At 35.9% G+C, this 25817-nt stretch carries 20 protein-coding genes; 7 read left to right on the top strand and 13 right to left on the bottom strand.

Annotated features, from left to right (window positions below; genetic code table 11):
• Positions 1 to 368: 368 nt before the first annotated feature.
• A complete protein-coding gene (gene mfd / locus NQ163_RS14995) occupies positions 369 to 3719 on the top strand; it encodes a transcription-repair coupling factor (RefSeq protein WP_268191134.1) in 3351 nt (1116 codons plus the stop codon).
• Between the two features lie 64 nt (positions 3720 to 3783).
• On the opposite strand, the gene NQ163_RS14990 is transcribed toward mfd, so the two are convergent.
• Positions 3784 to 5250: a PAS domain S-box protein gene (locus NQ163_RS14990; RefSeq protein ID WP_268191133.1), complete on the bottom strand. Its 1467-nt coding sequence runs from the start codon at positions 5248 to 5250 to the stop codon at positions 3784 to 3786.
• A gap of 205 nt (positions 5251 to 5455) precedes the next feature.
• On the opposite strand from NQ163_RS14990, the gene NQ163_RS14985 reads away from it, so the two are divergent.
• The 6 genes from NQ163_RS14985 (at position 5456) to NQ163_RS14960 (ending at position 12234) form a co-directional block, all read left to right on the top strand.
• A complete protein-coding gene (locus NQ163_RS14985; protein WP_268191132.1) occupies positions 5456 to 6199 on the top strand; it encodes a type III pantothenate kinase in 744 nt (247 codons plus the stop codon).
• A gap of 254 nt (positions 6200 to 6453) precedes the next feature.
• The gene (locus NQ163_RS14980; protein ID WP_268191131.1) at positions 6454 to 7791 is read left to right on the top strand and encodes a tetratricopeptide repeat protein; all 1338 of its coding nucleotides are present in this window, start codon (positions 6454 to 6456) and stop codon (positions 7789 to 7791) included.
• Positions 7784 to 8368: an LPS export ABC transporter periplasmic protein LptC gene (lptC, locus tag NQ163_RS14975; RefSeq protein ID WP_268191130.1), complete on the top strand. Its 585-nt coding sequence runs from the start codon at positions 7784 to 7786 to the stop codon at positions 8366 to 8368. Before NQ163_RS14980 ends, lptC begins: the two co-directional genes overlap by 8 nt.
• A 43-nt stretch (positions 8369 to 8411) precedes the next feature.
• Entirely contained in the window at positions 8412 to 8615 is a 204-nt protein-coding gene (locus NQ163_RS14970; RefSeq protein WP_268191129.1) for a hypothetical protein, read from the top strand.
• Positions 8616 to 9875, top strand: coding sequence for a hemolysin family protein (locus NQ163_RS14965; RefSeq protein WP_268191128.1), 1260 nt, complete (start codon positions 8616 to 8618; stop codon positions 9873 to 9875).
• Positions 9876 to 10110: 235 nt separating this feature from the next.
• A complete protein-coding gene (locus tag NQ163_RS14960; protein ID WP_268191127.1) occupies positions 10111 to 12234 on the top strand; it encodes a peptidylprolyl isomerase in 2124 nt (707 codons plus the stop codon).
• 330 nt (positions 12235 to 12564) lie between these two features.
• Here the strand turns inward: NQ163_RS14960 and NQ163_RS14955 are convergent, their stop codons facing one another.
• The 12 genes from NQ163_RS14955 to NQ163_RS14900 all read right to left on the bottom strand — a co-directional run bounded on the left by NQ163_RS14955 (position 12565) and on the right by NQ163_RS14900 (position 25817).
• Complete coding sequence (locus NQ163_RS14955) at positions 12565 to 13011, bottom strand: GatB/YqeY domain-containing protein (RefSeq protein WP_268191126.1); 447 nt, start codon at positions 13009 to 13011, stop codon at positions 12565 to 12567.
• Positions 13012 to 13073: 62 nt separating this feature from the next.
• On the bottom strand, positions 13074 to 14297 hold the full coding sequence (ftsZ, locus tag NQ163_RS14950) for a cell division protein FtsZ (protein WP_268191125.1): 1224 nt from the start codon (positions 14295 to 14297) through the stop codon (positions 13074 to 13076).
• Between the two features lie 54 nt (positions 14298 to 14351).
• Positions 14352 to 15671, bottom strand: a complete 1320-nt coding sequence (gene ftsZ / locus NQ163_RS14945) for a cell division protein FtsZ (RefSeq protein WP_268191124.1) — start codon at positions 15669 to 15671, stop codon at positions 14352 to 14354.
• Positions 15672 to 15704: 33 nt separating this feature from the next.
• A complete protein-coding gene (gene ftsA / locus NQ163_RS14940) occupies positions 15705 to 16967 on the bottom strand; it encodes a cell division protein FtsA (RefSeq protein ID WP_268191123.1) in 1263 nt (420 codons plus the stop codon).
• Between the two features lies 1 nt (position 16968).
• Positions 16969 to 17700 carry a cell division protein FtsQ/DivIB gene (locus NQ163_RS14935; protein WP_268191122.1) on the bottom strand — a complete coding sequence of 244 codons (732 nt, stop codon included), beginning with the start codon at positions 17698 to 17700 and terminating at the stop codon, positions 16969 to 16971.
• Positions 17701 to 17704: 4 nt separating this feature from the next.
• Positions 17705 to 19069 (bottom strand): UDP-N-acetylmuramate--L-alanine ligase, encoded by a 1365-nt coding sequence (gene murC, locus NQ163_RS14930; protein ID WP_268191121.1) that lies wholly within the window; start codon positions 19067 to 19069, stop codon positions 17705 to 17707.
• Between the two features lies 1 nt (position 19070).
• On the bottom strand, positions 19071 to 20171 hold the full coding sequence (gene murG, locus NQ163_RS14925) for an undecaprenyldiphospho-muramoylpentapeptide beta-N-acetylglucosaminyltransferase (protein ID WP_268191120.1): 1101 nt from the start codon (positions 20169 to 20171) through the stop codon (positions 19071 to 19073).
• Positions 20155 to 21345 (bottom strand): FtsW/RodA/SpoVE family cell cycle protein, encoded by a 1191-nt coding sequence (locus NQ163_RS14920; protein WP_268191119.1) that lies wholly within the window; start codon positions 21343 to 21345, stop codon positions 20155 to 20157. The genes murG and NQ163_RS14920 overlap by 17 nt, the downstream gene beginning before the upstream one ends.
• A gap of 15 nt (positions 21346 to 21360) precedes the next feature.
• Positions 21361 to 22698, bottom strand: coding sequence for a UDP-N-acetylmuramoyl-L-alanine--D-glutamate ligase (murD, locus tag NQ163_RS14915; protein WP_268191118.1), 1338 nt, complete (start codon positions 22696 to 22698; stop codon positions 21361 to 21363).
• A gap of 10 nt (positions 22699 to 22708) precedes the next feature.
• Entirely contained in the window at positions 22709 to 23059 is a 351-nt protein-coding gene (locus tag NQ163_RS14910; RefSeq protein WP_268191153.1) for a four helix bundle protein, read from the bottom strand.
• A gap of 44 nt (positions 23060 to 23103) precedes the next feature.
• Positions 23104 to 24357 (bottom strand): phospho-N-acetylmuramoyl-pentapeptide-transferase, encoded by a 1254-nt coding sequence (gene mraY / locus NQ163_RS14905; protein WP_268191117.1) that lies wholly within the window; start codon positions 24355 to 24357, stop codon positions 23104 to 23106.
• A gap of 2 nt (positions 24358 to 24359) precedes the next feature.
• On the bottom strand, positions 24360 to 25817 hold the full coding sequence (locus NQ163_RS14900) for a UDP-N-acetylmuramoyl-L-alanyl-D-glutamate--2,6-diaminopimelate ligase (protein WP_268191115.1): 1458 nt from the start codon (positions 25815 to 25817) through the stop codon (positions 24360 to 24362).

The raw sequence follows: 25817 nt of genomic DNA, 5'->3' as shown, positions 1-25817 counted from the left end.
TTCAAATTAGAAACGATCCACAAAAGCTTCAATTTATCATTTCCAATGATAAATTCATCTTTACCAAAAATAAACTTATCGTAAAATAACAAAAAAAATCACTTACTAACAATAAGTTTAATACAATACAATAAGATTATTTGTATAATTTTAATAGATCATATCCTATAACTTATAATGAATTCCGAATAATTCAATAGGAAGCAAACATGTTTGTAAGATTTCTTCTAAATTTGTCTCTCAATCAATAAAAAGGGATTCATTGGAACTGTACCGATTATCATTTGGAATATCCATTTAGTACACTGTATTTCTAGACGTTTTTCAAATGCATATCGGCATAATACCTGCATAATTTAGGGAAATAAATGGTATTAAAAGAACTTAAAAACATTTTTGCTGAGCATCCGGCACGATTCAGCATTGAGAAACATTTACATGGCAACAGCAATTTTCATTTACACTTGCGTGGATTGGTAGGCTCGGCTTTGCCCGTTATGGTTTCATCATTGGAAAGCCAGACTACACCTCAACTATTTATTCTGAATGATAAGGAGGAAGCTGCCTATTTTTATAATGATTTGTGCAGTTTGATTAACGAAAGTTCGGTTCTTTTTTTTCCATCATCATACAAGCGTTCGGTACAATACGAAAAAACGGATAGCTCCAATATCATTCTGCGCGCCGAAACTTTAAACCGATTAAATTCTAATCATCAACCAAGCTACATTGTAACTTTTCCTGAGGCAATTGTTGAGAAAGTAATCAGTCAGGATCAACTGACCGAAAATACCCTTAAAATTAAGATTGGAGAAAAACTCTCGCCTGAATTTGTAGAGGAAGTTTTGGTTGATTATGAATTCGAGCGGGCCGACTTTGTAGTTGAGCCGGGCCAGTTTTCGATTCGTGGGAGTATTATCGATATCTTTTCTTTTTCGGATGAACATCCTTACAGAATTGATTTCTTTGGTGAAGAGGTGGAATCCATTCGTGTGTTCAATGTAGAAAATCAATTGTCCATTAAAAAGCTGGATACGGTAGATATCATTCCAAACATTCAGGAAAATCTTTTAAAAAATTCCAGAATCTCATTCCTGAACTTCGCACCAGGCAATTCTGTTTTTTGGTGTAAGAATGTGCAGTTCATCAGCGATAGAATTCAGGCAATCTATGAAAATACCATTGAGAAAGTTCCTACATTGGAATTGGGAGAAGATACGGTTGCCACTAAAGATTACCTGATAAAAGGTTTGGATTTTATCGATCATCTGAATCAATATTCGTGTATTGAGTTTGGGCAAAAATTCTTTTTCCCAACTGGGAATGAAATTCAGTTCAACCAAGCACCGCAACCTGCTTTCAATAAAAATTTCGATTTATTGGGCGAGCACTTACTGAATAACAATGCCAGAGCCGAAAGCAATTACATTCTATCTGATAATGCCAAACAGATAGAGCGTATTCAAAATATTTTCGACGACAAAGGCATTGAAGTAGAATTCCAACCTGTGGATCAAACCTTGCACGAAGGTTTTTCCGACAGAGATTTGAGAATCTCCGTATTTACCGATCATCAAATCTTCGATCGTTACCACAAGTTCCGATTAAAAACAGCTACCGTGCACAAAGCAAAGGAATCGGTTACCCTAAAAGAAATCAACCGACTTCATCCGGGAGATTATATTGTGCATGCCGATCATGGTATTGGCCGATTTGGAGGTTTACAGAAGGTTGATGTGAATGGGAAAGATCAGGAAGCAATCCGTTTGGTATACAAAGACAACGACATACTGTTTGTGAGTTTGCACTCGCTACACAAAATTTCGAAATACAAAGGCAAAGACGGCTCGGCTCCAAAAATTTACAAATTGGGAACCGGAGCATGGCAAAAACTAAAAGAGAAAACCAAGAGCAAGGTTAAAGACATTGCCAAAGAATTGATCGCCCTATATGCAAAACGTAAGGCCGAAAGAGGTTTTCAGTTCAGTCCCGATTCGTATATGCAACAAGAATTGGAAGCTTCATTTATATACGAAGATACCCCAGACCAGGTAAAAGCTACAAAGGCTACCAAAGAAGGAATGGAATCGCCATTCCCAATGGACCGATTGGTTTGTGGAGATGTTGGTTTTGGGAAAACCGAAATTGCCATTCGTGCAGCTTTTAAAGCTGTAGCCGATAACAAACAGGTTGCTGTTTTGGTTCCAACAACCATTCTGGCCTTCCAGCACTACAAAACATTTAGCGAACGGTTAAAGAATTTCCCATGTCGTGTTGATTACATCAGCCGCATGCGAAAAGCCAAGGATCAAAGAGAAATATTAAAAGATCTTAAGGCTGGACAAATCGACATTTTAATCGGAACGCACCGAATTATTGGAAAAGATATTGACTTTAAGGATTTGGGATTACTGATTGTTGATGAAGAGCAAAAGTTTGGTGTAACTGTTAAGGAAAAGTTGAAGCAGATGAAAGTAAATGTAGATACCTTGACCCTTACAGCAACACCTATTCCAAGAACACTTCAATTCTCATTAATGGGTGCTCGCGATTTGTCAATTATCAATACGCCTCCGCCAAACCGATATCCAATTGTAACCGAAGTTCACAATTTTAACGAAGACATTATTCGCGAAGCCATTTCATACGAGGTGGAGCGCAACGGGCAGGTTTTCTTTATCCACAATAGGGTTCAGAACATAAAGGAAGTTCAGGATATGATTCACAGAACGGTTCCTGGAGTTTCAACTGTTGTGGCCCATGGTCAGATGGATGGACCAAAGTTGGAGAAAATCATGCTTGAATTTATTCGCGGCGATTACGATGTGTTGATTGCAACAACCATTATCGAATCGGGCTTAGATATTCCGAATGCCAATACCATTATTATTAACAATGGTCAGAATTTTGGATTGAGTGAATTGCATCAGTTGCGAGGTCGTGTTGGTCGTTCAAACAAAAAGGCATTCTGTTACCTGTTGACTCCTCCAATGGAATCGATGACCCAGGAAGCCAGACAAAGACTACAAGCCATCGAAAACTTCTCTGAACTGGGAAGCGGATTCAACATTGCCATGCAAGATTTGGACATTCGTGGAGCTGGAAACTTACTGGGAGGCGAGCAATCTGGTTTCATTACTGATATTGGTTACGAAACCTATCAACGAATTTTGAGCGAAGCAATGCTTGAGTTGAAGGAAAATGAATTCAAAGATGTTTTTGCTGACGAAAAGAAAGAGGAAGAAAAAGAGGTCATCCGTTTTATTAACGATTGCCAGATTGACACAGATCTTGAAATTTTGTTCCCTGAAGAATATGTAGAAAGCATCTCGGAAAGAGTTCGACTGTATCGTGAATTGGATAACATCCAAACTGAAGAGGAAATCGAAAAATTCGAAGACCAGCTAAAAGATCGTTTTGGCGATTTGCCTGAACCAAGTATTGAATTGCTAAACGTGGTTCGTTTAAGATGGTTGGCTCTTGACCTGGGAATTGAAAAGCTGATTTTAAAAAGCAACAAACTGGTTTTGTATTTCATTTCCGATCAGGATTCTCCATTCTATCAATCGCCACAATTCAGTAAAGTGCTTCAATTTTTACAAACCCAAACAGTTCCTTGTAAAATGAAAGAAGCAAAAAACAGACTGAGCTTAAGCTTCGAAAAAGTTTCGAATATACTTGCCGCTACCGATATATTGAAGAAAATTACTCAGGAATAATGATAAAAAAAGATCGCTAAGTTCAATACTCAGCGATCTTTAAAATTCTTTATTAGTGTATGATTTAATCTTCGTGTATCTCCCTAACCAAAACCAAAACCTTATCATTTCCCAGGTTGGTAATGCGAGCTTCATACCAATGCTCTCCTTTAGTTGTTTTCATTTCGTATTTGAATTTCTCCATAAAACCAACACTCAAAACTTTCTCTATTTTCGCTTCAGCCAACTGCAAAACTTCTCCTGAAAATACTTTCTTTAAATGGGCACCAATTATTTCATCTTTTGGAAGAGCTAAAAAAGAATCATCTTCCATTTTATAATCCTCAAAAATTCCCTCTTTATTCACAACAAAAATTAAATCAGGAATGGCATTGATTAAATCTTTATTTCTGCGCTCGCTTTCCTCTAACATTAACTGGCTTTTCTTGCGAACCGTTACATCTCTTACATAGCAAACGATTCCTTTATCGATTCCCTTCTCGTTTTTTAGCATCGAAGAGTATAGCTTTAGATAAGTTTCTTTACCATCGATATCAAATAGAAGTTCCACTTCGTAATTGCTACTTTTTTCAGTTGGAATCAACAAATCTTCAGCAAATGATTTTTCTCTTCCCGATAAGGATAAATCGCTATAAGGCTTTCCAATGATTTCATTTTCCTTTTTACCGAATATTCTTTCGCATCCTTTGTTCCATGATTTAACCATTCCATTTAAATCGAAGGTTACCACTCCATCATGAAAATGGTTGATAATATCTGCTTTTTCAGCCAACATCTCCCGGTAAGAATATTCCTGGGTAATATCACGAATAATAAATTGAAGATTGTTCTTTCCATTAAACTCAATATGAGCAGCAGTTAAGCCAACATCAAACGGGTCACCATGAATGGTTTTAAATTTTAAGTGAGTATATTCTATTCCCTGCCCCATCTGAACAGCTCGATCGAACTTTTCTTTAAACTCCTCTTGATACTCTTCACTGATATAGGAAAGAAGTTGAAGTCCCATAAGGTCTTCAATATATGCTGTTCGAAATAATTTTAATCCCAAACAATTTAGATATTCAATTCCACCTGCTTCATTAATCACCAAAATTGCCTCTGGCGAATCGGTTATAAAATTACGGAATCGCTTTTCTCTCATTTTCTGGTCTAAATCAAACTGATGCTTGTAAAAAGCCAATTCAATTGATATTCCCAACTCTTTTTTATCGATTGGTTTTACCAGATATCCATAAGAATGTGTATTAATAACTCTTTGGATGGTAGACTCTTCAGTATCGCTGGAAAGGAAAATAACCGGAATATCAAATTTAGATTTTATCAATTCGGTTGTTTGAATACCATCCAGATCTCCTCCCAAATGAACGTCCATAAGAACAATATCCGGATTTAATTTTTCACACAAACGAATGGCTTCTTTACCATCTTCAACAATTCCTAACAAATCGTAACCTAATTCCTTTAAGAACATTCGGAATATTGTCGAAATTAAGTTGTCGTCCTCAACGATTAAAATCTTTTTTTTCATTAAGCAGTAATTGAAAATTTTACCGATACTAATACCATTTAATACCTAGAGCATGGGTTATTCACCTTTAAAAAAATTAAAGAGGATTAATCTTTATTAATTCCTTTTGAAAAACCTGTTGGGCACTTAATTTATATGCCTAAAGTTTACTAATTTTAAGCGATTTTACAAGCTATTTATAATAATACACTTCAATTATTTTCCATTGAATCTTATAATTGACATAGGCAACACAAAAATTAAAGCTAGTATTTTCCTAAGAGGAGCATTAAATACTACCAAAGCTTCTGAAAAAGAGGATGTCGAATTTGCAAAGGAATTACTAGGAGAATTCACGACTATAGAAAAGGTAATCATCGCTTCGGTTCGTGAATATCCCGATAAGTTGATCAATTTTCTTAAAACGAAAATCCCACATGTTTTATTTTTTGACTCTAAACTTCCTATACCGGTAGAAAATTTATATGAATCAAAAAAGACATTGGGTTACGATAGATTAGCTGCATGTATTGGAGCATACGCTATGATTCCCAATCAGAACATTTTGATTATTGATGCAGGAACTGCCATAACCTTCGATTTCTTAAATAAGAAAGGACAATACATTGGTGGATGCATTTCTCCTGGTTTAAGTATGCGATACAAAGCATTAAATCATTTTACAAAGAAACTACCACTGCTTTCTGTAAATGAAGATTATCCACTAATTGGGAAAAACACCAACCAGGCAATAACCGGAGGAGTACAAAATGGAATTGTGTTTGAAATAGATTCATATATCAATCAATTAAAAGAGAAACATGCAGATCTAAGAGTAATATTAACTGGAGGCGACGCTCCTTTTTTGTATAAAAGTATTACCAATACTGCTACTCTCGAAATGAATGTACTGGCAATAGGGCTAAACCATATTCTCGAATTTAATATTTTGGAACGCTCTAATAATTAACAAAGTTTTTGTTGATTTCCAATTTATTTATAGTTTTGCAAGAAGCTAATTTTAGAGCTTTCAAATGGTTATTTAGAACGAATTCAAAACTTATACTGAAATTTTGGTATGAGTTTTGCAGTTTTAGTTCCAACAAAACTAAAACTTTCGTTATATTTATTCTGACTTAATAGATATGACATTTTTCAGGATATCCTAAAGCCCATTTTTATAGTTTTGCAACAATTAAACTTGATTATAAAAAATTTAATAACATGAAAACAAGATTTACAATCGCAACTGTGGTTCTTTTGCTTTCAAGTATGTTTACCCTTAAGGCACAGACTTTGGAATCAAAATATGGATTGGATAGTGCTCAGACTGTATTGAACGCCTCTCTGTATGTTGAGATGGTGAAGCAAAAAGATTATGAAGAGGCTCTTCAAGGATGGAGATACGTTTACAATAATGCTCCAGCTTTCCAAAAAACAACTTATATCAAAGGTGTAACAATTATGCGTGGTATGCTACGTAAAACCAAAAACCCAAAGTATATTGATACTTTAATGATGGTTTACGATCAGCGTATCAAATATTTCGGAAAAGACCGCAAATATCCTGAAGGATGGATTTTAGGCCGTAAAGGTGGTGATTTATTCAAGTATAAGAAAAAACATATCCCATCGGTTAAAGAAGCTTACAGCATTTTGAAGAAATCTATCGAAATGCAACAATTAAAATCAGAAGCTACTGTAATTAATTACACAATGGAAGCTTCAGGTATTTTGGTTAAAGCTGGAGAAATCGAAGCTGAAGAAGTAATCGACAACTACCTTCTTTTCATGGATATGGCTAAAAAGCAAATTGATGCTGAAACCAATGAAAAGAAAAAAGAAAACCTTGATAATGCTCGTAAAAATGTTGAGCAAATTTTCTTCAAAGCTGGTGTTGCTGACTGCGAAACATTAAGCAATATCTTTACTCCTAAATTCGAAGCAAACAAAGACGATATGGTTTTGATCAACAAAATCCTTCGTATGTTGAATCGTCAGGAATGTGAAGATGGTGCTTTATACGCAATGGTTGCTGAAAGAAAATATGAGTTAGAACCAAATGCTGATGCAGCTCACAACTTGGCTAAAATGTTTATCAAGAAAAAAGAATTTGGTAAAAGTATTGGATACCTGGAGCAAGCAATTGAATTGGAAGAAGATGCTGACATCAAGGCTGACTTACATTACAAATTAGCATACATTCAACTAAGTCAGAGTAAACTTAGTGCTTGTAGAACCAATGCTTTAAAAGCTGCTAAATTTAGATCAGGATGGGGTGAGCCATACATTCTAATTGGTAAAGCTTATGCTGCATATGCGCCAAAATACGGTTCTAAGCCAATCGAGAAAAAATATTTGTATTGGTTAGCTGTTGATAAATTTAAAAAAGCTAAAGCTGTTGATCCAGAGTGTGGAGAAGAAGCTAGAAAGCAAATCGCTACTTATTCTAAGCATTTCCCAAATAAAGAAAATGCTTTCTTCGAAGGTATTAAGGATGGAGATGTAATCACTGTAGGTGGTTGGGTTAACGAAACTACAAAGGCTAGACTAAATGAATAGTACGCCAAAAAATAAATACAATATTATCAAAAGCATTGTAATCCTTTCGGGGATTGCGATGCTTTTGTCTTGTGAGAACAGCATGAAAGAGGTGCAGAGTCTTACAACCAACGAGAATCTTCCTTTGCAACAAGGTAAAGAAGTTGAATTTATATTCACCGATTCAACTAAAATTCAATATCGAGCTTTTGCCGTAGAATTTATTGAAACGGATTCGGAAGAAAGCGGAATGCTTCAAGAATTCCCCAAAGGTGGCAAGATCATTTCGTATGATAAAGATGAAAGTATAGCCTGGGAAATTAAAGCCAACTATGCAAAACATTATCCTAAAGAGGAACTTTGGGAACTAAGAAATAATGTGGTTGCCAAAAGTGCGGATGGCAAGACAATTAGTTCTGAACTGATGTTTTGGGATCACACCAAACAGTTAATTTATTCAAATCAGTACACCAGAATTATCACAGCTGATGGTCAAGTATTGGAAGGCTCTAGCTTTTCAATTGATGAAGACATGAATGATTTAAGACTGAAACAAGGCTCAGGAAAAGTATATTTTGAGGATAAAAATGAGCAATAATCAATAAAGCTTATTATCTTGCATACAACAAAACCTGATTAAAGTGAATCAAAAATTACCATTTGTATTAGAAATCGTTTGGTTGATTGTAATGATTGGCAGTGCTAGTCTTGCGGTATACAGAACCATGCAAACCAATTTTTCCGAAAATATTTTATTGTACATTATTGCTATTCTTGCAGCACTAATGTATACATCGCGTAGATACCTTAGACGAACCCGAGAGAAAAACCAATCCCCAAAGTAAATGAATGATCTGATCATCATTTTTGCCATGCTTGCGCTTTCAGCCTTTTTTTCAGGAATGGAAATTGCTTTTATTGCTGCCAACAAATTGCGCATGGAATTGGATCGAAATAAAAACACGGTTTCGTCCAGAATTATATCCATCTTTTCCCGATTTCCAGGACACTATATCAGCACAATGTTGGTTGGTAACAATATTGCTCTTGTGGTTTATGGTCTTTATATGGCCAAAATACTTAAACCATCAATCGAACTTTGGGTTGATACAGAATCATTGGTTTTAACCGTACAAACGATTATTTCTACAATTCTTATTCTGGTTACGGCCGAGTTTATTCCAAAAACATTATTTAGGCTGAACCCTAATTTTGCATTGAACCTTTTTGCCCTGCCAGTAATGTTCTTTTATATCGTTTTTTATCCGGTTACAATAATAACCATGATGCTATCGAAGAACATTATTCACAAACTATTCAACACTAAAATTACGGAAGACGAGGAAACGCAGGCTTTTGGTAAAGTTGACCTTGACCATTTGGTACAAGAGGGGCAGGATACTCAAGCCATTGCTGAAGATGAATTGCATGATATCAAGATTTTTAGAAATGCATTGGATTTTTCCAAAGTTAAACTTCGCGAATGTATCGTTCCAAGGAATGAAATAGAAGCCATGGAATTAAATGGTGAACTTGAAGATTTAACTCAAAGATTCATTGAAACTGGCTACTCAAGAATTTTAATCTACAAAGAGTCCATAGATAACATTATTGGATATGTTCATTCATCGGTAATTTTCAAAAAGCCACAAAGTATTAAATCTGCTTTAAGTCGAATTATTTTTGTGCCGGAAACCATGGCAGCACATAAGTTGCTAAACCTATTTACCAAGGAGCAAAAAAGCATTGCTGTAGTTGTTGATGAATTCGGTGGTACCGCAGGTATGGTTACCATTGAGGATATCATGGAAGAGATATTTGGTGAAATTGAAGATGAACATGATAATATCGATTTGGAAGAAGAAGTTCTATCTGATAATGAATTTATATTCTCCGGTCGATTAGAGATTGATTACCTGAATGACAAATATAATTTGAACCTTCCTGAATCGGAAGACTTCGAAACCTTGAATGGATTCATTCTATTTAATCACGAAAGTATCCCTAAATACAACGAAACCATCAGAATCGAGAACTTTAATTTTAAGATTGTAGAAGTAAGTAATACAAGGGTCGAGAAGATTAAACTAACCATTATTACTTAGTCTTTTTGTTTCTCATCCACTGAACATTAGACTCAAAATCCTACCAAAATACAATTTCATCACCCCCCATTGATATTGGTGAGAAAAAGTCTCATCTGAGCATCATTTTTAAAACATTCATCAAGTAAATTTTACTTTACTATAAAAGACACCAAACTGATAGCTATAAAAAGCAATCATTTCCCATTTTTTTGTATATTCGTAGCCTAATTAAGAAATATTTAAATCTTTTTCGATGGCAACATTACAGAAAATAAGAAACCGTGGTGTGTTTATTGGGATCATCATTGGGGGAGCTTTGTTTGCATTTATTGCTGGTGACGCTCTAAAATCGGGTGGTTCCTTATTGACGAATTCACGAAATGAAATGGCAGAAATTGCAGGTGAATCAGTAAATATTCGAGACTTTCAGAATCGATTCAACCATAATATTGAAGTAGCAAAAATGATGTCTGGTCAATCTTCAATTCCATCAGAACAAATGGATAGATTAAGAGAACAGACTTGGCAGCAAATGGTTCAAGAAATGGTAATGAATGTTGAATATGATGAATTAGGAATTTCAGTAACTTCTGATGAATTATTCGACATGGTTCAAGGTAGAAATATCGATCCTACAATTCGTCAAATGTTCCAAGGTCAAGACGGAACTTTTAACAAAGAACAAGTAGTTGCAACTCTTCAACAGTTAATTAACGCTCCTAAGGGAACTCCACAAAAAAACTATTGGTTGAACATCGAAAATGCAATGACTACTCAAAGAACTTTAACCAAGTACAATGCTTTAATTCAAAAAGGTTTGTACATGCCTAATGCAATGGTTAAAGATCTAGCTACCAAAGGAAGCAAAAAAGTAGATATCAATTATATCGTTAAAAATTACAACTTGATTCCAGATAGTACAATTACTGTAAGCGATTCTGAAATTAAAGAGTATTACAACGAACACAAAGATTTATTCGAACAAACTGAGTCGAGAAGAATTGATTACGTTCCATTCTTGATTGAGCCTTCGACTGATGATTATAAAGCTACTGAAAATTCGATTGCTGATTTAAAAGCAGATTTTGCTGCTGAAACCAACAACGCTCAATTTGTAGAATTAAATGCTGATACAGATTTCAATCCTCTTTATTTGAAAAAAGAAGACATTACAAATGCTGATTTAGCAGAATTTGCATTCTCAGGCCAAAAAGGTGATGTTAGTAATGTATACTCAGAAGGTGATTCGTACAAATTAGCTAAAATCAACGAAGTTAAAATGCTTCCTGATTCTGTTAAAGCACGTCATATCTTAATTCGTCCGGTAAACGGTGATTATGCTACTGCACAAGCTAAGGCAGATAGCTTAAAAACATTACTTAAAAAAGGTGCTCGTTTCGATGATTTAGCAAAAGCTAATTCTGATGATCAAGGATCTGCAATTAATGGTGGTGATCTTGGATGGTTTAAACAAGGACAAATGGTTCTTCCATTTAGCGAAGCAGCTTTCGATTCAAAAAGAAACGAAATCAAAGTTGTTTTAACTCAATTTGGAGCTCACGTTTTACAAGTAACCAACAAAGGAAAATCTGTTAAGAAAGTACAGTTGGCAATTGTTGATCGTAAAGTTGAAGCAAGCAATAAAACGATTCAGACAGCTTATGCAAAAGCACGTACATTTGCTGGTAACAACCTTAGCAAAGAGTCTTTCTTAAAAGCTGTATCGGAGCAAAACTTACAAAGAAGAACTGCTAACCTAAGAAGAGATACCAAGAACATTCCAGGTCTTGAAAACTCAAGAGAATTGGTTAGATCAGCATACCAAACTGAAGACATGGAAAATGTTTTGATGAACAACGACCAGTCAGCAGTATTTGAATTTGGTGATAAATTTGTTGTTGCAGTTCTTTCTGACATCAAAGAAGAAGGTTTCGCAAACATCAATGATGTAGCTTCTACTATCAGACGTGAGGTTAGAAAAGAAAAGAAAGCTGAGCAAATGATTGCTGAGTTCAAGAAAAACAGCCAGGGAGCTCAATCGCTTCTATCTGTAGCACAAAAAGCAAATCTTGAAGTAAAGAATGCAACTGGTGTTAGCTTCTCTTCATTCCAGATTCCTGGTGCAGGTATTGAGCCTAATGTAATCAGTACTGCTTCTCTTCTTGAAAAAGGAAAAATTTCTGCTCCAATTGAAGGTAACCAAGGTGTTTACATGGTATTAGTTACCAACGAAGCAACTGATGAAGTTACTGATGATACAGTTGAAGCTTTCAAAGCAAGATTAGAACAAGGATACCAATATCGTACAAACTATCAAGCATTCCAGGCATTAAGAGAAAATGCTAATGTTGTTGATAAAAGATATAAGTTTTACTAGACAATAGTAAATGCATAAAGAAAGCGAGGTGATTCATTCATCTCGCTTTTTTTTTGCACAAAATTGTTGATGTAGCTACATGGTGTATTTTTCTTGCTGCAGACTGCAGGACGATTTCTACACACTGTATTTTCTTTGCTGCAGCTTGCAGGAAGAAAAATACACCTTTGGGTAATAGATTGTATTAAGCTGAGTTTGCCGAAAGTTCACTATAAAATTTAAATGGGATTATTCGCAATCTCACTTAAAGAGAGAATACCAAGTGGAAGAACAAAAAAAAAGAGCTGTCAACAAATGACAACTCTTTTCAATATCGTGTAATAAAAGAATTTAGGAAAGTAAAGCTTTTACCTTATCAGCAACGGCTTTTCCATCAGCTTTACCTGCCAATTGTTTTGTAGCCATTCCCATTACTTTTCCCATTTCTTTCATTGATGAAGCTCCTGTATCAGCAATAATTTTTTGAACCGCTACAGTCAATTCCTCATCGCTCATTTGAGCTGGTAAATAAACTTCAAGGAAACTCATTTCAAGCAATTCCTTTTCAGCCAAATCTTCTCTTCCACCACCCTTATAGGTATCAGCCGCATCTTTACGTTGCTTCACCAATTTCTGAATGATCTTAACTGCTGCCGCATCTTCAATTTCCGAAGCTCCTGTTTTAGTCATTTCAAGTGTAAGAGCAGTTTTTGCAGATCTTATTGCCTGTAACTTATCTTTTTCTTTTGCTTTCATTGCAGATTTCATATCTGCATTAATTTGTTCAAGTAAGCTCATATTGTATATTTTAATGCTTTCAGCTGTCAGCAAACAGCTTTTTTATTCTCTTATCTGGCAAATTATTCGTCGTCCAGTGTAAATTTAATCACATTTCCTGAATGATAACGCTTTTGATCCAGTTTCTGTTGTTTTCTTTTGTAGGCTGGAATACTTTCAAATTCATCAATTTCGGCATCCTTTAAATCGGTAAGAACCACTTTTTTCTCTTCAACCTTTGGTTCCTCTTCCAAAGCCATTTTGGTTTGTTGAGCCATACCTCTTCCACCTCTAAATGCAGTGGTTTTGGGCTTCTCCACTTCTTCAGTTATTCCTCCATTTTCGAATCCTGTTGCAATAATGGTAACGGACACTCTATTTCCTAAAGCCAAATCCTGACCTGTTCCCCAAATAATAGATGCACTGTCACCAACGGCTTCCTGAACGTAGTCAGTAATTTGACCAACCTCATCCATGGTAACTTCCTCTTCTCCCGAGCTGATATTTAAAAGAATATTTCTTGCTCCACGAACATCATTGCTATTCAACAATGGAGAAGTCAGAGCTTCACGAATGGCATTTACCGATCGATCTTCACCTTCTGCCGAAGCTGATCCCATTACCGCGACACCACTATCGGTCATTACGGTTTTCACATCTTCGAAATCCACGTTAATGTATCCGTGCAAGGTAATAATTTCGGCAATCCCCTTGGCTGCTGTAGCCAATACGTCATCTGCCTTGGCAAAAGCCGTAGAGAGCTTTAAATCTCCGTATATTTCGCTTAGTTTCTCATTATTAATCACCAATAATGAGTCTACATTCTCTTTTAATTTATTGATCCCCTCAATTGCTTGATTTAACCTTTGGCGGCCTTCAAAACGGAAAGGAATGGTAACAATTCCTACAGTTAATATTCCTTGTTCTTTTGCAGCTTTAGCAATTACAGGTGCAGCACCAGTACCGGTACCACCCCCCATTCCGGCGGTAATGAAAACCATTTTGGTATTATCGGCTAAAACTTCATTAACATCATCAATATTTTCAATAGCCGATTGTGCACCACGTTCAGGTTTATTTCCAGCTCCTCTTCCTTCGGTTAACGATTCTCCCAATTGTATTTTAACAGGTATTTCGCTATTCTCCAAAGCTTGTGCATCGGTATTGCAAATCACGAAATCTACATCCTTAATGCCTTGCTGAAACATGTAATTTACAGCATTACCACCACCGCCACCAACACCAATTACCTTTATAATTGATGATTCATTCTCGGGTAAGCTAAAATCAATTAAATCTTCTGCCATTTTTTATACTTCTAATCTCTCCTAATTTATAATCACTAAATCAAATCATTGATCTTACATAGGAGTGTCTTTGTTATCAAATATATTTGAGAAACTTTTCTTAAACCAACCATTTAAACTTTCCTGTCCTTCTTTGAAGTCATCCTCATGATCATCCTCTTGCTTATTTTCGACCTGAGGATTTGGTTTGGATTCTGGCTTGGTATTATTGCTTTTTACTTCGAAATTTTCCTCTTTTTCTTCCTCGGAGCGTTTACGCATTAATTCTTCGCGACGCTGAATTTCTTCTCTTCTTTTTGCTGCAGCTTTCTCCTCTTCTGCAGCCGGATTTTCAATGATTAGTTCCAATTTTGGAGCATCCTCATCTCTTTTCCGAGGTTCAATCATTAATTCAGGAATAGGATTTTCAGAAAATCCAGTTGCAATAATGGTAACACTTAACTCGTCACCCATCTTCTCATTATAACCGTTTCCCCAAATCACACTCACATCATCTCCAACAACATCCTGCACGTAATCGGTAATCTGACTCACCTCTTGCATGGTAACTTCCTCATCACCCGAAATGATATTCAAAAGAATATTTCGAGCACCAACAATATTATTACTATTTAAAAGAGGTGATGTTAAAGCTTCTTCAATGGCTCGAATTGATCTATCCGGACCTGAAGCAGTAGCTGATCCCATAACAGCCACACCACTATTTCTCATTACGGTTTCAACATCTGCAAAATCGACATTTACATATCCGGCAACGGTTATGATTTCAGCAATACTTTTTGCGGCTACCGACAGAACACTATCAGCTTCGGCAAAGGCATCGGAAAGCTTTAAATCTCCATACATTAACCTCAACTTTTCATTGTTGATAATCAACAATGCATCAACATGCTTTTCAAGATTTTCAATTCCTTCCATAGCCTGTTGAATTCTTTTCTTCCCTTCAAATCTAAAAGGTATTGTAACAATCCCAACCGTAAGCACATCTTGCTGTCGAGCCGCTTCTGCAATAATAGGTGCAGCACCAGTTCCGGTTCCTCCACCCATTCCAGCAGTTACGAAAACCATTTTGGTTTTTTCACTCAAAACCTTATTGATATCGTCTAAACTTTCGATTGCAGATTCTCTTCCTCGTTCAGGCTTATTTCCTGCTCCTCTTCCTTCGGTTAGCGATTTTCCCAACTGAACTTTAATGGGTACAGGACTATTTTCGAGTGCTTGTGAATCAGTATTACAAATTACAAAATCAACCCCCGTAATTCCTTCTTTTAACATGTGGTTGACAGCGTTTCCTCCTCCGCCACCCACACCAATTACTTTTATTATGGATTTTTCTTTTGGTTCAAAATTAACCGGTAATAATTCGTCAATCATGATCTCACAGTATTAGGGTTACAATATCTTTTTTTACATATCCACATCTTGGGTATCAAATAAAGATCCAAGGAATGCTGTAAATCCTTTTTTCTTTTTTGGTTTATTTCCATTTAAATTGGTCTTTTCTACAGGCTTTGTTTTGGGTTTTTCCATGCCTTTTAATAAAAGACCAATAGAGGTTGAGTACATTGGATGATCAATATTTTCTTCCAAATTGACTTTTGAGTTTCTAGGGAAACCAATTCTTACATCCAAATTCGTTCTTTGCTGTGTTAAAATATCCAGATTGGTAAGTAAACCTCCCCCTCCAGTTAACACAATTCCAGCTCCAATTTTATCTTTCAAACCTGTTGATTCAACCTGGAATTTTACAGAATCGATGATTTCCTCCATTCTACACTGGATAATTTGAGCAAGAAATTTAAAAGAAATGTCCTTCTCATCCCATCCTCCGGTTGCCGGAATAGTAACTACTTTATCATCCGAAGTCATATCAGCAACAGCTTCACCAAATTGCACTTTCAATGCCTCGGCCTGACGTGAAAATACCGAACATGCTTCTTTGATATCTTTGGTTACATGGTCACCACCAAAAGGAATAACCGAAGTATGTTTTAAAACGCCATCAAAATAAACGGTAACATCTGTGGTTCCACCGCCTATATCAACAAGCACAACTCCTGCCTCTTTCTCTTCCTTAGTTAAAACCGCCAGGGATGATGCCAAGGGTTCTAGAACCAATTCTTCTACATCCAGGCCAACTTCACGAACACATTTTTCGATATTTCTAGCTGAAGCGGTTCTACCAATGATAATATTGAAATGACCATCTAACCTACGTCCTGCCATTCCAAGAGGGTTCTTTATTCCAAGCTCTTTATCAACAACAAATTCCTGAGGAATTACATGTAAGATTTGCTCACCAATTTCAACAGGATGCTTGTAATTTTCATTGGTAATCTGCTCAATATCTTCCTTTGTAATTTCTTCAACTGAATTTTCTATATACTTAAACTTTCTCTCTTTAACTATACGAATATGCTGTCCGGCAATTCCCACATAAACTGTAGAAAATTCCTTATTGGTTTTCTCTTTCAAACGAGCCACAGCTTCATTAATAGCCTCGATAGTAAGTTCAATATCATGAATTACTCCACGCTTTACACCTTTAGAAACAGTACGCTCCATACCCAAAATATTAAGCTTTCCATCATTGGAAATCTCACCAAGTATGGCAACAATTTTTGTTGTTCCTATATCAATTGCGGCTATTATATTATTCGTCCCAACCATTCTAGTTCTTTTTTGTACAAACCACCTGATTTTCGTATTTCAGGTTGATTTTTTTGTATCTGTTCCACCCGGTTTTTGTAAATCCATCGGTGTACAAAGCATACAATTTTTCGAATTTCTTCTGATAATTTTCAATGCTTCCCAACTCAATTTTATGTGCTCCTACACGAGGTACTAAAACATACTCTTTTCCGCGTGTAACATGTATTTGAGTTATTTGCGACTTCCAAAATTCATCATTTGTAATAAATTTTACCAAATCAAAAAGCTCTTCTTTTATCAACTGCTCATTTACTGCCCCCGAAACCACCAAAACCCTTGATGTAAATTTAGGGGACAATGGCATTTTCTTTCCTTCCTCATCAATATAATATCCTCTTCCCTGTAAAATACGAACAATTGGATTTCTCTGATGTATCTCAACAATCAGATTTCCTGAAAGCGAAGAATAGATTTCTGACTTTTTCACATATGGAACCCGATTGATCTTGTCCTCTAAAACTTCCTTATTTATCGCATAAACAGAGTTTCCTTCCCAGTCTGGATACTGTTTTTTTACAATCTTCTCAACATCCTTATTACTAACAAAACCACTGTCGATGCTATCTTTCACCTTAACTTTTATATCGTTTAGGATAATAGCATCTCTCTTCTCACCTACAAACGAGAAGCTTACCAGCAAATATCCAAGTAACGATATCCAAATTAATATGACAGTAATTTTCTTAAGCATGCTTTTATTTTTCTATCAACATATTTTTGATTGGTTCAACCAATTTATCTATATCCCCGGCACCCAAGGTCAAAAGAACTTCCAAATCTTTTTGATCCAACAAATCAATCAACTCTTCTTTTGAGCAAGTGCACACAGGAACTGTAATATTTTTCATGATCATCTCAGAGCTTACCCCTTCGATTGGTAATTCACGTGCAGGATATATATCCAGCAGGATTACTTCATCCAACAGGCTTAAACTTTCCGCAAAACCATCTGCAAAATCTCTGGTCCTGGTATACAAATGCGGCTGAAAAACTCCCGTAATTTTCTTATTCGGATAAATGTCTCTAACCGATGATATACTTTCTTTCAACTCTTTTGGATGATGCGCATAATCATCTATAAAAACCAAATTGTCTTTTCTGATTTGATAATCGAATCTTCTTCTGACCCCTTCAAATGATGACAAGGCAGCTCTGATTTCTTCTTCCTTCACTCCTCCAAGAATAGCGACACTACAAGCTCCTATTGCATTTTCCACATTTATTTTCCCTGGATAAGAGAATTTTAACTTTTCAAATACTCCTTTCGGATGAACCAAATCAAACTCATAGAATCCTTCCACAAGTGTAAAGTTTTTAGCATAAAAGTCCGCAACTTCATCAAGAGAATAAGTATACTTTTCAACTTTTATATTTTCGAGATGTAACCCTTTTTTATGAACTAATATTCCATCCTGCTTTATTTGACCAGCATATTCCTGAAAACTCTTTTCAAGTTCAGATTTATCACCATAAATATCCAAATGGTCGGCATCCATTGATGTAATCAATGCAATTTTAGGATGCAACTGCAAAAATGATCGATCAAACTCGTCGGCTTCCAGAATTACCCATGGACTATCTTTACTCAATAAAAGATTAGACTGATAGTTTCTGGAGATCCCTCCCAAAAAAGCATTACAACCCATTTTTGAATTGTAAAAAATATGAGCTGTTATGGTTGAAACCGTAGTTTTCCCGTGAGTACCTGCAATTCCAATTCCATTTAAATCATCCGAAAGCAAACCCAAAACCTGAGATCGTTTCATAATGGTATAGCTATTCAATTTAAAATAGCTCAATTGCTGATGATCTTTTGGAATAGCAGGTGTAAACACCACCAATGTATTTTCCTTAATCAGAAATTCATTTGGGATGGTATCCAAATCATCTTCGAAAGTAATCTTAATACCTTCTTCCAGAAGCTCACCTGTTAGTTTGGTGGATGTCCTGTCATATCCAAACACATTCTTACCAATGGAATGGAAGTAACGTGCAATTGCACTCATTCCTATTCCTCCAATACCAACGAAATAAATATTTTTAAAATCTTCTAACTTCATATTATATCATTGCAAGAATGTGTTCTGCTATATCATCTGCTGCATCAGGTTTGGCAAGCAACTTACAATTTTTTGCCAACTGAGCACATTTTTCTTCCTTATTGATTAAGTCTAAAGCTTGTGGAATTAAATTCACTTCTGCTTCAGCATCCTTTACCATCACCGCAGCATCTTTATTTACCAATGCCATTGCATTTTTGGTTTGATGATCTTCCGAAACATTAGGCGAAGGCACCAAAATACATGCTTTCTCCACCAAGCACAATTCAGAAATGGTTCCTGCTCCTGCTCTTGAAATTACAATATCAGCAGCAGCATAAGCCAAATCCATACGGCTCAAAAAATCAGTAAACTTTAAATTAGGCAAATCCCAATTTTCAAGCTCTTTTTTTACTTTTTCTATATAAAACTTTCCTGTTTGCCAAATCACCTGAACTCCTGATTGAGAAATGGCATCAAGTGAATTTAAAACACTATTGTTTATGGTTCTTGCACCCAGGCTACCTCCAACAATCAATATGGTTTTTTTATCAGGATTCAAGTCAAAATGCTTTAAGGCTTCCTCTCTTTTCGATTCAATTTCCATCAAATCCTTCCGAACAGGGTTCCCTGTCAACACAATCTTCTCTTTTGGAAAGAATCGCTCCATTCCTTCGTAGGCAACACAAATTTTCTTAGCCTTTTTAGCTAGTAATTTATTGGTGATCCCGGCGTAGGAGTTTTGTTCCTGAATTAATGCAGGCACACCTAGTCTTGCAGCTACATGCAATAATGGTCCGCTGGCATAACCTCCAACACCAACCACAGCATCAGGTTCAAAGCCCTTCACAATTGCTTTTGCTTTCCATATACTTTTTAACAAGCGAGGGAAAAACTTTAAATTCTCCTTCGATAAACTTCTTTGCAAACCGCGAATAGGCAATCCAACTATATCATATCCAGCAGCAGGAACTTTTTCCATTTCCATTTTTCCTTCGGCACCTACAAACAAAATCTCACAATCCTGATGTTTTTGTTTTAAGGCATTGGCAATAGAAATGGCCGGATAGATATGTCCTCCGGTTCCTCCGCCGCTAACTATTATTTTAATTTTCTGCTTCATTTAATCTTTTTTCTTCTTCGTTTGCCCAATTGCTAATACTTAGTATCATCCCCAAAGCGGCACTGGTAAATATCAAGGATGTTCCTCCCATACTTACCAAAGGCAATGGCTGACCTGTTACAGGAATTAAATTCACCGAAACAGCCATATTTGTCAAAGCCTGAAAAACGATACTTAAGGTTAAACCTATGACCAAAAATGCGGGAAATGTTCTACTACATTTCCGAACTATTATTCCGGCCCGATACAGTAAGAACAGATACAAGGCAAGAATTCCAAATCCTCCAACCCATCCCATTTCCTCGAGTATAATGGCATAAATAAAATCGGAATATGGATGTGGTAAAAAATTACGTTGTGTACTATTGCCCGGCATTTTACCAAAAATACCCCCCGAAACAACTGCAATTTTTGCTTGTTCCACCTGGTAGTTTTGATTATTGTTTATGCTTCGTTCTTCATCGAAAAAGTTCTCGATTCTACTACGAACCGTTTGAACACGCCCTAAACTTGGAATTACCGGAGCCAATGCAATTAACAACACCAAAACCAGCAATACAGCAGCAATACTACCAAACAAATATTTATAAGCTACACGACCTATAAACATCAAAATATAACAGATACCTCCTAATAATACTGAGGTAGAAAAGTCATCTAAAAATATCAGAAAGCACACTATTCCAATTGGAATAATCAGATGAATAAAAGCTTCTTTACTACATCCGAGCTTTCCTTGAAACCTCGATAAAGTCCTGGAAACATGCAATATCAAAGCCAGCTTTGCCAATTCAGAGGGTTGAAAATTAAATCCAATTCCTGGAATTGTTATCCATCGGGAAGCATCATTCAAATTCGTTCCTATTAATTTGGCCAATATTAGCATCCCAACCGATATTACCAGAATGATGTTTGCAAAACTGGAATAATATCGATGTGGCATGGCATGTACAAAGTACATTATGACAAAACATCCACCCAATAAAACCAACTGCTTTATCAAGAAATAAGATGTGTTTCCTCCACGAACTTTATAAGCCAAGGTTCCCGTTGAGCTATAAACCACCAGCAACGAAACCAAAGACAATAGCAAAATGACAATCCAAATTACTTTATCGCCTCTTAGTCTAGGATTCTTAATCCAGTTCCACATTCTTGCCAGCCAGTTCTGCATAAACTATTCCTCTTTTTACAGATTTCTTACTTCTTCTTTAAATTGATCACCTCGGTCTTCATACGATTTAAACAAATCGAAACTTGCACATGCAGGGGATAACAATACTACCTCATCCTTACTAGCGATTTCATAGGATAATTTCACCGCTTTTTCCATCGAATCAGCATCTACAATGGTCTTCACTCTTCCATCAAAAGCTTTATGGATTTTTTCATTATCAACACCTAAGCACACAATTCCCTTCACTTTCTCATCAACCAAGTCAAAAAGTACTGAGTAATCATTTCCCTTGTCAACACCGCCAACAATCCATACAACAGGCTCTTCCATGCTTTCCAAAGCATACCAGGTTGAATTAATGTTTGTAGCTTTTGAATCATTGATAAACTGAATACCACGCACTTTCACAACTTTTTCCAATCGGTGATTTACACCCTGAAAATCACTTAGACTCTCACGTATTGCATCTTTTCTAATGCCTAATACACTTCCGGCAATTCCTGATGCCAATGAGTTATATACGTTGTGTATTCCAGGTAATGATAAATCCTTTTTATCCATAGATATTTTGTATTCGTTACAATCAATTGTTAACAATTCTTTCTCAAGCCATCCACCTGTTTTCAGTTCTTCTTTAACTGAAAAAGGAAATAGTTGAACTTTAGAGTTCCAATTCTCCATTTCTTTGCTGATGATTTCATCATCGCAACAATACACAAAAGCATCTCTTTCTGTAAGATTTTGTATAATGCGAAACTTCGAATCGACATAGTTCTGCATTTTATAATCGTACCGATCTAAATGATCAGGTGTAATATTCAATAAGATCGCGATATCCGCTTTAAACTGATACATTCCATCCAGCTGAAAACTGCTCAATTCAAGCACATAGTAATCAAAATTTTTCTCGGCAACTTGCCAAGCTAAACTTTCGCCGACATTACCAGCTAAACCAACATTTAAGCCTGCTTTTTTTAGCATATGATAAAGCATTAATGTTGTCGTGGTTTTGCCGTTACTACCAGTAATGCAAATCATCTTTGCATTGCTATATCTTCCTGCAAACTCAATTTCAGAGATTACAGGAATCCCTTTATCCTTCAGCTTTAAAATTAAAGGCGCCGTGTCTGGAATTCCAGGGCTTTTCACTACTTCACCAGCTAAAAGTATTTTATCTTCGCTATGTTTTCCTTCTTCAAAATCTATTTTATACTCTTGAAGAGCTTTTTTGTACTTATCACTGATTTTTCCAAGATCAGATACAAACACATCGAATCCTTTAGCCTGAGCAAGAACTGCTGCTCCAACTCCACTTTCTCCTGCACCTAATATGACAATTCTCTTATTCAATGTATAATGCTTAGTTTTTAATGTTTAATGATGCTTTAGCAGATTTAATAATACTTGTAATTAGTTTAATGATCTCCACCGCATCTTTATTTATATTTTCATATTGATCCAAACTCAAGTAATCTGTTTCTTTTAAAAGTTTCAACCAATACATTGTTTCATTAATCTCTTTCTGTCCGATAGCCATTTTATGGATAAAATCCTTCTTTGTTTCTGCAAATTCAGCTTCTCTAATCATTGCTCCAACGCTAGTTCCTGATCTTAAAAATTGCTTCGATAGTATAAATTCCTTTTTCTCTTCGATCAAATACCTAAACATTTTCACTATTCGAATTGCAAAAACAAAACTTTTATCTTTTATGGCATTCTCTTTCAGTTGACCATTAAACCTTAATCATTAAAAAATTATCTTATTTTAAGTGTTACAATCGTGATCACCGCAAGGAAAATTCCGATAATCCAGAAACGAGTTACAATTTTTGGTTCAGGATATCCCTTCATTTGGTAGTGATGATGCAATGGAGCCATTCTAAATATTCTTCGACCTTCTCCATATTTCTTCCTGGTATATTTAAACCATGACACCTGCATCATTACCGAAATATTCTCTACCAGGAAGATTCCACATAAAATAGGAATCAGCAATTCTTTATGAATAATTATTGCAAATACTGCAATGATTCCACCCAATGATAATGAGCCTGTATCCCCCATAAATACTTGCGCAGGGAATGAATTGTACCACATAAATCCAATGGTTGCACCAATAAATGCAGCAATAAACACTACCAGCTCTCCAGAATTTGGAATATACATGATATTCAAATAATCAGCATAAACAACGTGCCCCGACACATAGGCTAAAATCCCCAATGTAGCTCCAATAATTGCTGATGATCCAGTTGCTAAACCATCCAATCCATCGGTAATATTTGCACCATTGGAAACGGCAGTAACAATAAATATTGTGATAATTATAAACACCAACCAAGCCAATTTAGGAGCATGTTCTCCTGCAAAACTTACCAGATATTCATAATCAAACTCATTATTTTTAAAAAAAGGAATGGTTGTTTTGGTTGATTTAACATCGGTAGTTAATCTGGTTGTGCCAGGTTGTTCCGAAGTAAAACCCTCATCCACCAATTCTGTCTGCACTCCAATTTCGTCAATATCCGCTTTTTCGCGAACTACAACATCATCACTCAAATAAAGAGTAAGACCAACAATTAATCCAAGTCCAATCTGTCCTGCAACCTTAAATCTCCCTTTTAAACCTTCTTTGTCTTTCTTGAATACTTTGATGTAATCATCAACAAAGCCAATAAAACCAAGCCAAACAGTTGTGATCACCATTAAAATAATATAGGTATTCTCTAGTTTTGCAAAAAGTAGAACAGGAATCAAAATCGAAATGATAATGATAATTCCTCCCATTGTAGGCGTACCTTTTTTCTCAAGCTGACCAGCTAAACCCAAATCACGAACGATTTCACCAATTTGTTGTTTTTGAAGTAATAAAATGATTTTCTTCCCAAATACCGTTGATATAAACAAGGACAACATAATTGCCATTGACGCACGAAATGAAATGTAATCGAACATTCCAGCACCCGGAAAATCTAACTGATTTAAATATCTGAACAAATAATAAAACATACCTACAGTTTAAAAATTTCTTGTATTACTTCTTTATCATCAAAATGATGTTTCACTCCTTTTATTTCCTGGTAATCCTCGTGACCTTTTCCTGCCACCAGGATGATATCTCCTTTTTGTGCCAACATGCAAGCTGTACGAATGGCCTCTTTTCTATCGGTAATTGCTAAAACTTTTCTCAAGTCACTAGCATCAACACCTTCTTTCATATCCAAAATAATCTGATCCGGTTCTTCCGACCTTGGATTATCCGAAGTCAAAATCACCTTATCACTTAAATTCGCACTAATTTTTGCCATTGTTGGTCGCTTGGTTTTGTCTCTATCTCCACCACATCCAACAACAGTTATCACATGCTCGTTTCTGGTTCGTAATGCCTCTATGGTTTCTAAAACATTTTTCAAAGCATCAGGAGTATGGGCATAATCAACAATAGCCATTATTCCTTCAGGTGATATAATACTCTCAAACCTTCCGTCCACCGAAGTAAGTTCGCTAATTCCACGAAGTACTTCCTCCTTCTCCTGATTTAATAATCTGGCTGCTGCATATACGGCCAATAAATTGTGTGCATTAAAGTCACCAATAAAATTGGTCCAGGTTTCAACACCATCAATCTCCATCAACATTCCGGTAAAGTGCTTTTCCAAAATCTTACATCTGAAATCAGCAAAAGAACGCGATGAATACAAAAACTTATGTGCTTTTGTATTTTGCAGCATCAATTTTCCATTCTTGTCGTCAGCATTGGTAATGGCAAAAGATGTTTTACCTAGATCATCAAAAAAGCGTTTCTTCACTTTTAGGTACGCATCAAATGTTTTGTGATAATCCAAGTGATCATGCGTAATATTGGTAAATATTCCTCCTTTAAATTGCAATGCACCAATTCGTTTTTGATCAATTGCATGTGAACTTACTTCCATAAAGCAAAACTCACACCCTTCAGCAACCATATCTGCAAGCAATGCATTTAATTGCAATGGATCAGGAGTGGTATGAGTAGCAGCAATTTCTTTCTCATCCACATAATTTCTTACCGTTGACAATAATCCCACTTTGTACCCTAACTTTTTGAAAAGTCGATACAATAAAGTAGCAATTGTTGTTTTTCCATTTGTACCGGTAACACCTACCAGTTGAATATCATGTGTTGGTTTTCCGTAGTAATTGTGTGCCAATTCAGACAATACAGTCAATGAATCTTCAACAATGATATATGTAATTTCAGAGTTTGTAACTTCTGGCAACTCTTCACAAACAACAACTTTTACACCTTTCTCTTCTACTGATGCAATATACTTGTGCCCATCACTCACAGTACCCCTGCAAGCTACAAACAGGTCTCCTTCCTCTACCTTTCGGGAATCAAAATGAATGTTGTTGATCTCAACATCACTCATCCCCTTTAGGCTTTCTATTTTAACCGAACTAAAAAGTTCATTAATATTCACACTCAT

Source organism: Marinifilum sp. D737 (assembly GCF_026672275.1).
GTDB lineage: Bacteria > Bacteroidota > Bacteroidia > Bacteroidales > Marinifilaceae > Marinifilum.
Note: the sequence above shows the minus strand (reverse complement) of the source record. Positions and strands in the feature narration are given on the sequence as shown.

What these genes read in the sequence shown, in the direction of transcription:
- NQ163_RS14965 (WP_268191128.1), top strand. Translation starts at nt 8,616, where the DNA reads ATGAATGATCTGATCATCATTTTTGCCATGCTTGCGCTTTCAGCCTTT.
- ftsA (WP_268191123.1), bottom strand. Translation starts at nt 16,967, where the DNA reads ATGGTTGGGACGAATAATATAATAGCCGCAATTGATATAGGAACAACA.
- ftsZ (WP_268191124.1), bottom strand. Translation starts at nt 15,671, where the DNA reads ATGATTGACGAATTATTACCGGTTAATTTTGAACCAAAAGAAAAATCC.
- NQ163_RS14960 (WP_268191127.1), top strand. Translation starts at nt 10,111, where the DNA reads ATGGCAACATTACAGAAAATAAGAAACCGTGGTGTGTTTATTGGGATC.
- NQ163_RS14990 (WP_268191133.1), bottom strand. Translation starts at nt 5,250, where the DNA reads ATGAAAAAAAAGATTTTAATCGTTGAGGACGACAACTTAATTTCGACA.
- ftsZ (WP_268191125.1), bottom strand. Translation starts at nt 14,297, where the DNA reads ATGGCAGAAGATTTAATTGATTTTAGCTTACCCGAGAATGAATCATCA.
- murG (WP_268191120.1), bottom strand. Translation starts at nt 20,171, where the DNA reads ATGAAGCAGAAAATTAAAATAATAGTTAGCGGCGGAGGAACCGGAGGA.
- NQ163_RS14980 (WP_268191131.1), top strand. Translation starts at nt 6,454, where the DNA reads ATGAAAACAAGATTTACAATCGCAACTGTGGTTCTTTTGCTTTCAAGT.
- mraY (WP_268191117.1), bottom strand. Translation starts at nt 24,357, where the DNA reads ATGTTTTATTATTTGTTCAGATATTTAAATCAGTTAGATTTTCCGGGT.
- mfd (WP_268191134.1), top strand. Translation starts at nt 369, where the DNA reads ATGGTATTAAAAGAACTTAAAAACATTTTTGCTGAGCATCCGGCACGA.
- NQ163_RS14920 (WP_268191119.1), bottom strand. Translation starts at nt 21,345, where the DNA reads ATGCAGAACTGGCTGGCAAGAATGTGGAACTGGATTAAGAATCCTAGA.
- murC (WP_268191121.1), bottom strand. Translation starts at nt 19,069, where the DNA reads ATGAAGTTAGAAGATTTTAAAAATATTTATTTCGTTGGTATTGGAGGA.
- NQ163_RS14935 (WP_268191122.1), bottom strand. Translation starts at nt 17,700, where the DNA reads ATGCTTAAGAAAATTACTGTCATATTAATTTGGATATCGTTACTTGGA.
- lptC (WP_268191130.1), top strand. Translation starts at nt 7,784, where the DNA reads ATGAATAGTACGCCAAAAAATAAATACAATATTATCAAAAGCATTGTA.
- NQ163_RS14900 (WP_268191115.1), bottom strand. Translation starts at nt 25,817, where the DNA reads ATGAGTGTGAATATTAATGAACTTTTTAGTTCGGTTAAAATAGAAAGC.
- NQ163_RS14955 (WP_268191126.1), bottom strand. Translation starts at nt 13,011, where the DNA reads ATGAGCTTACTTGAACAAATTAATGCAGATATGAAATCTGCAATGAAA.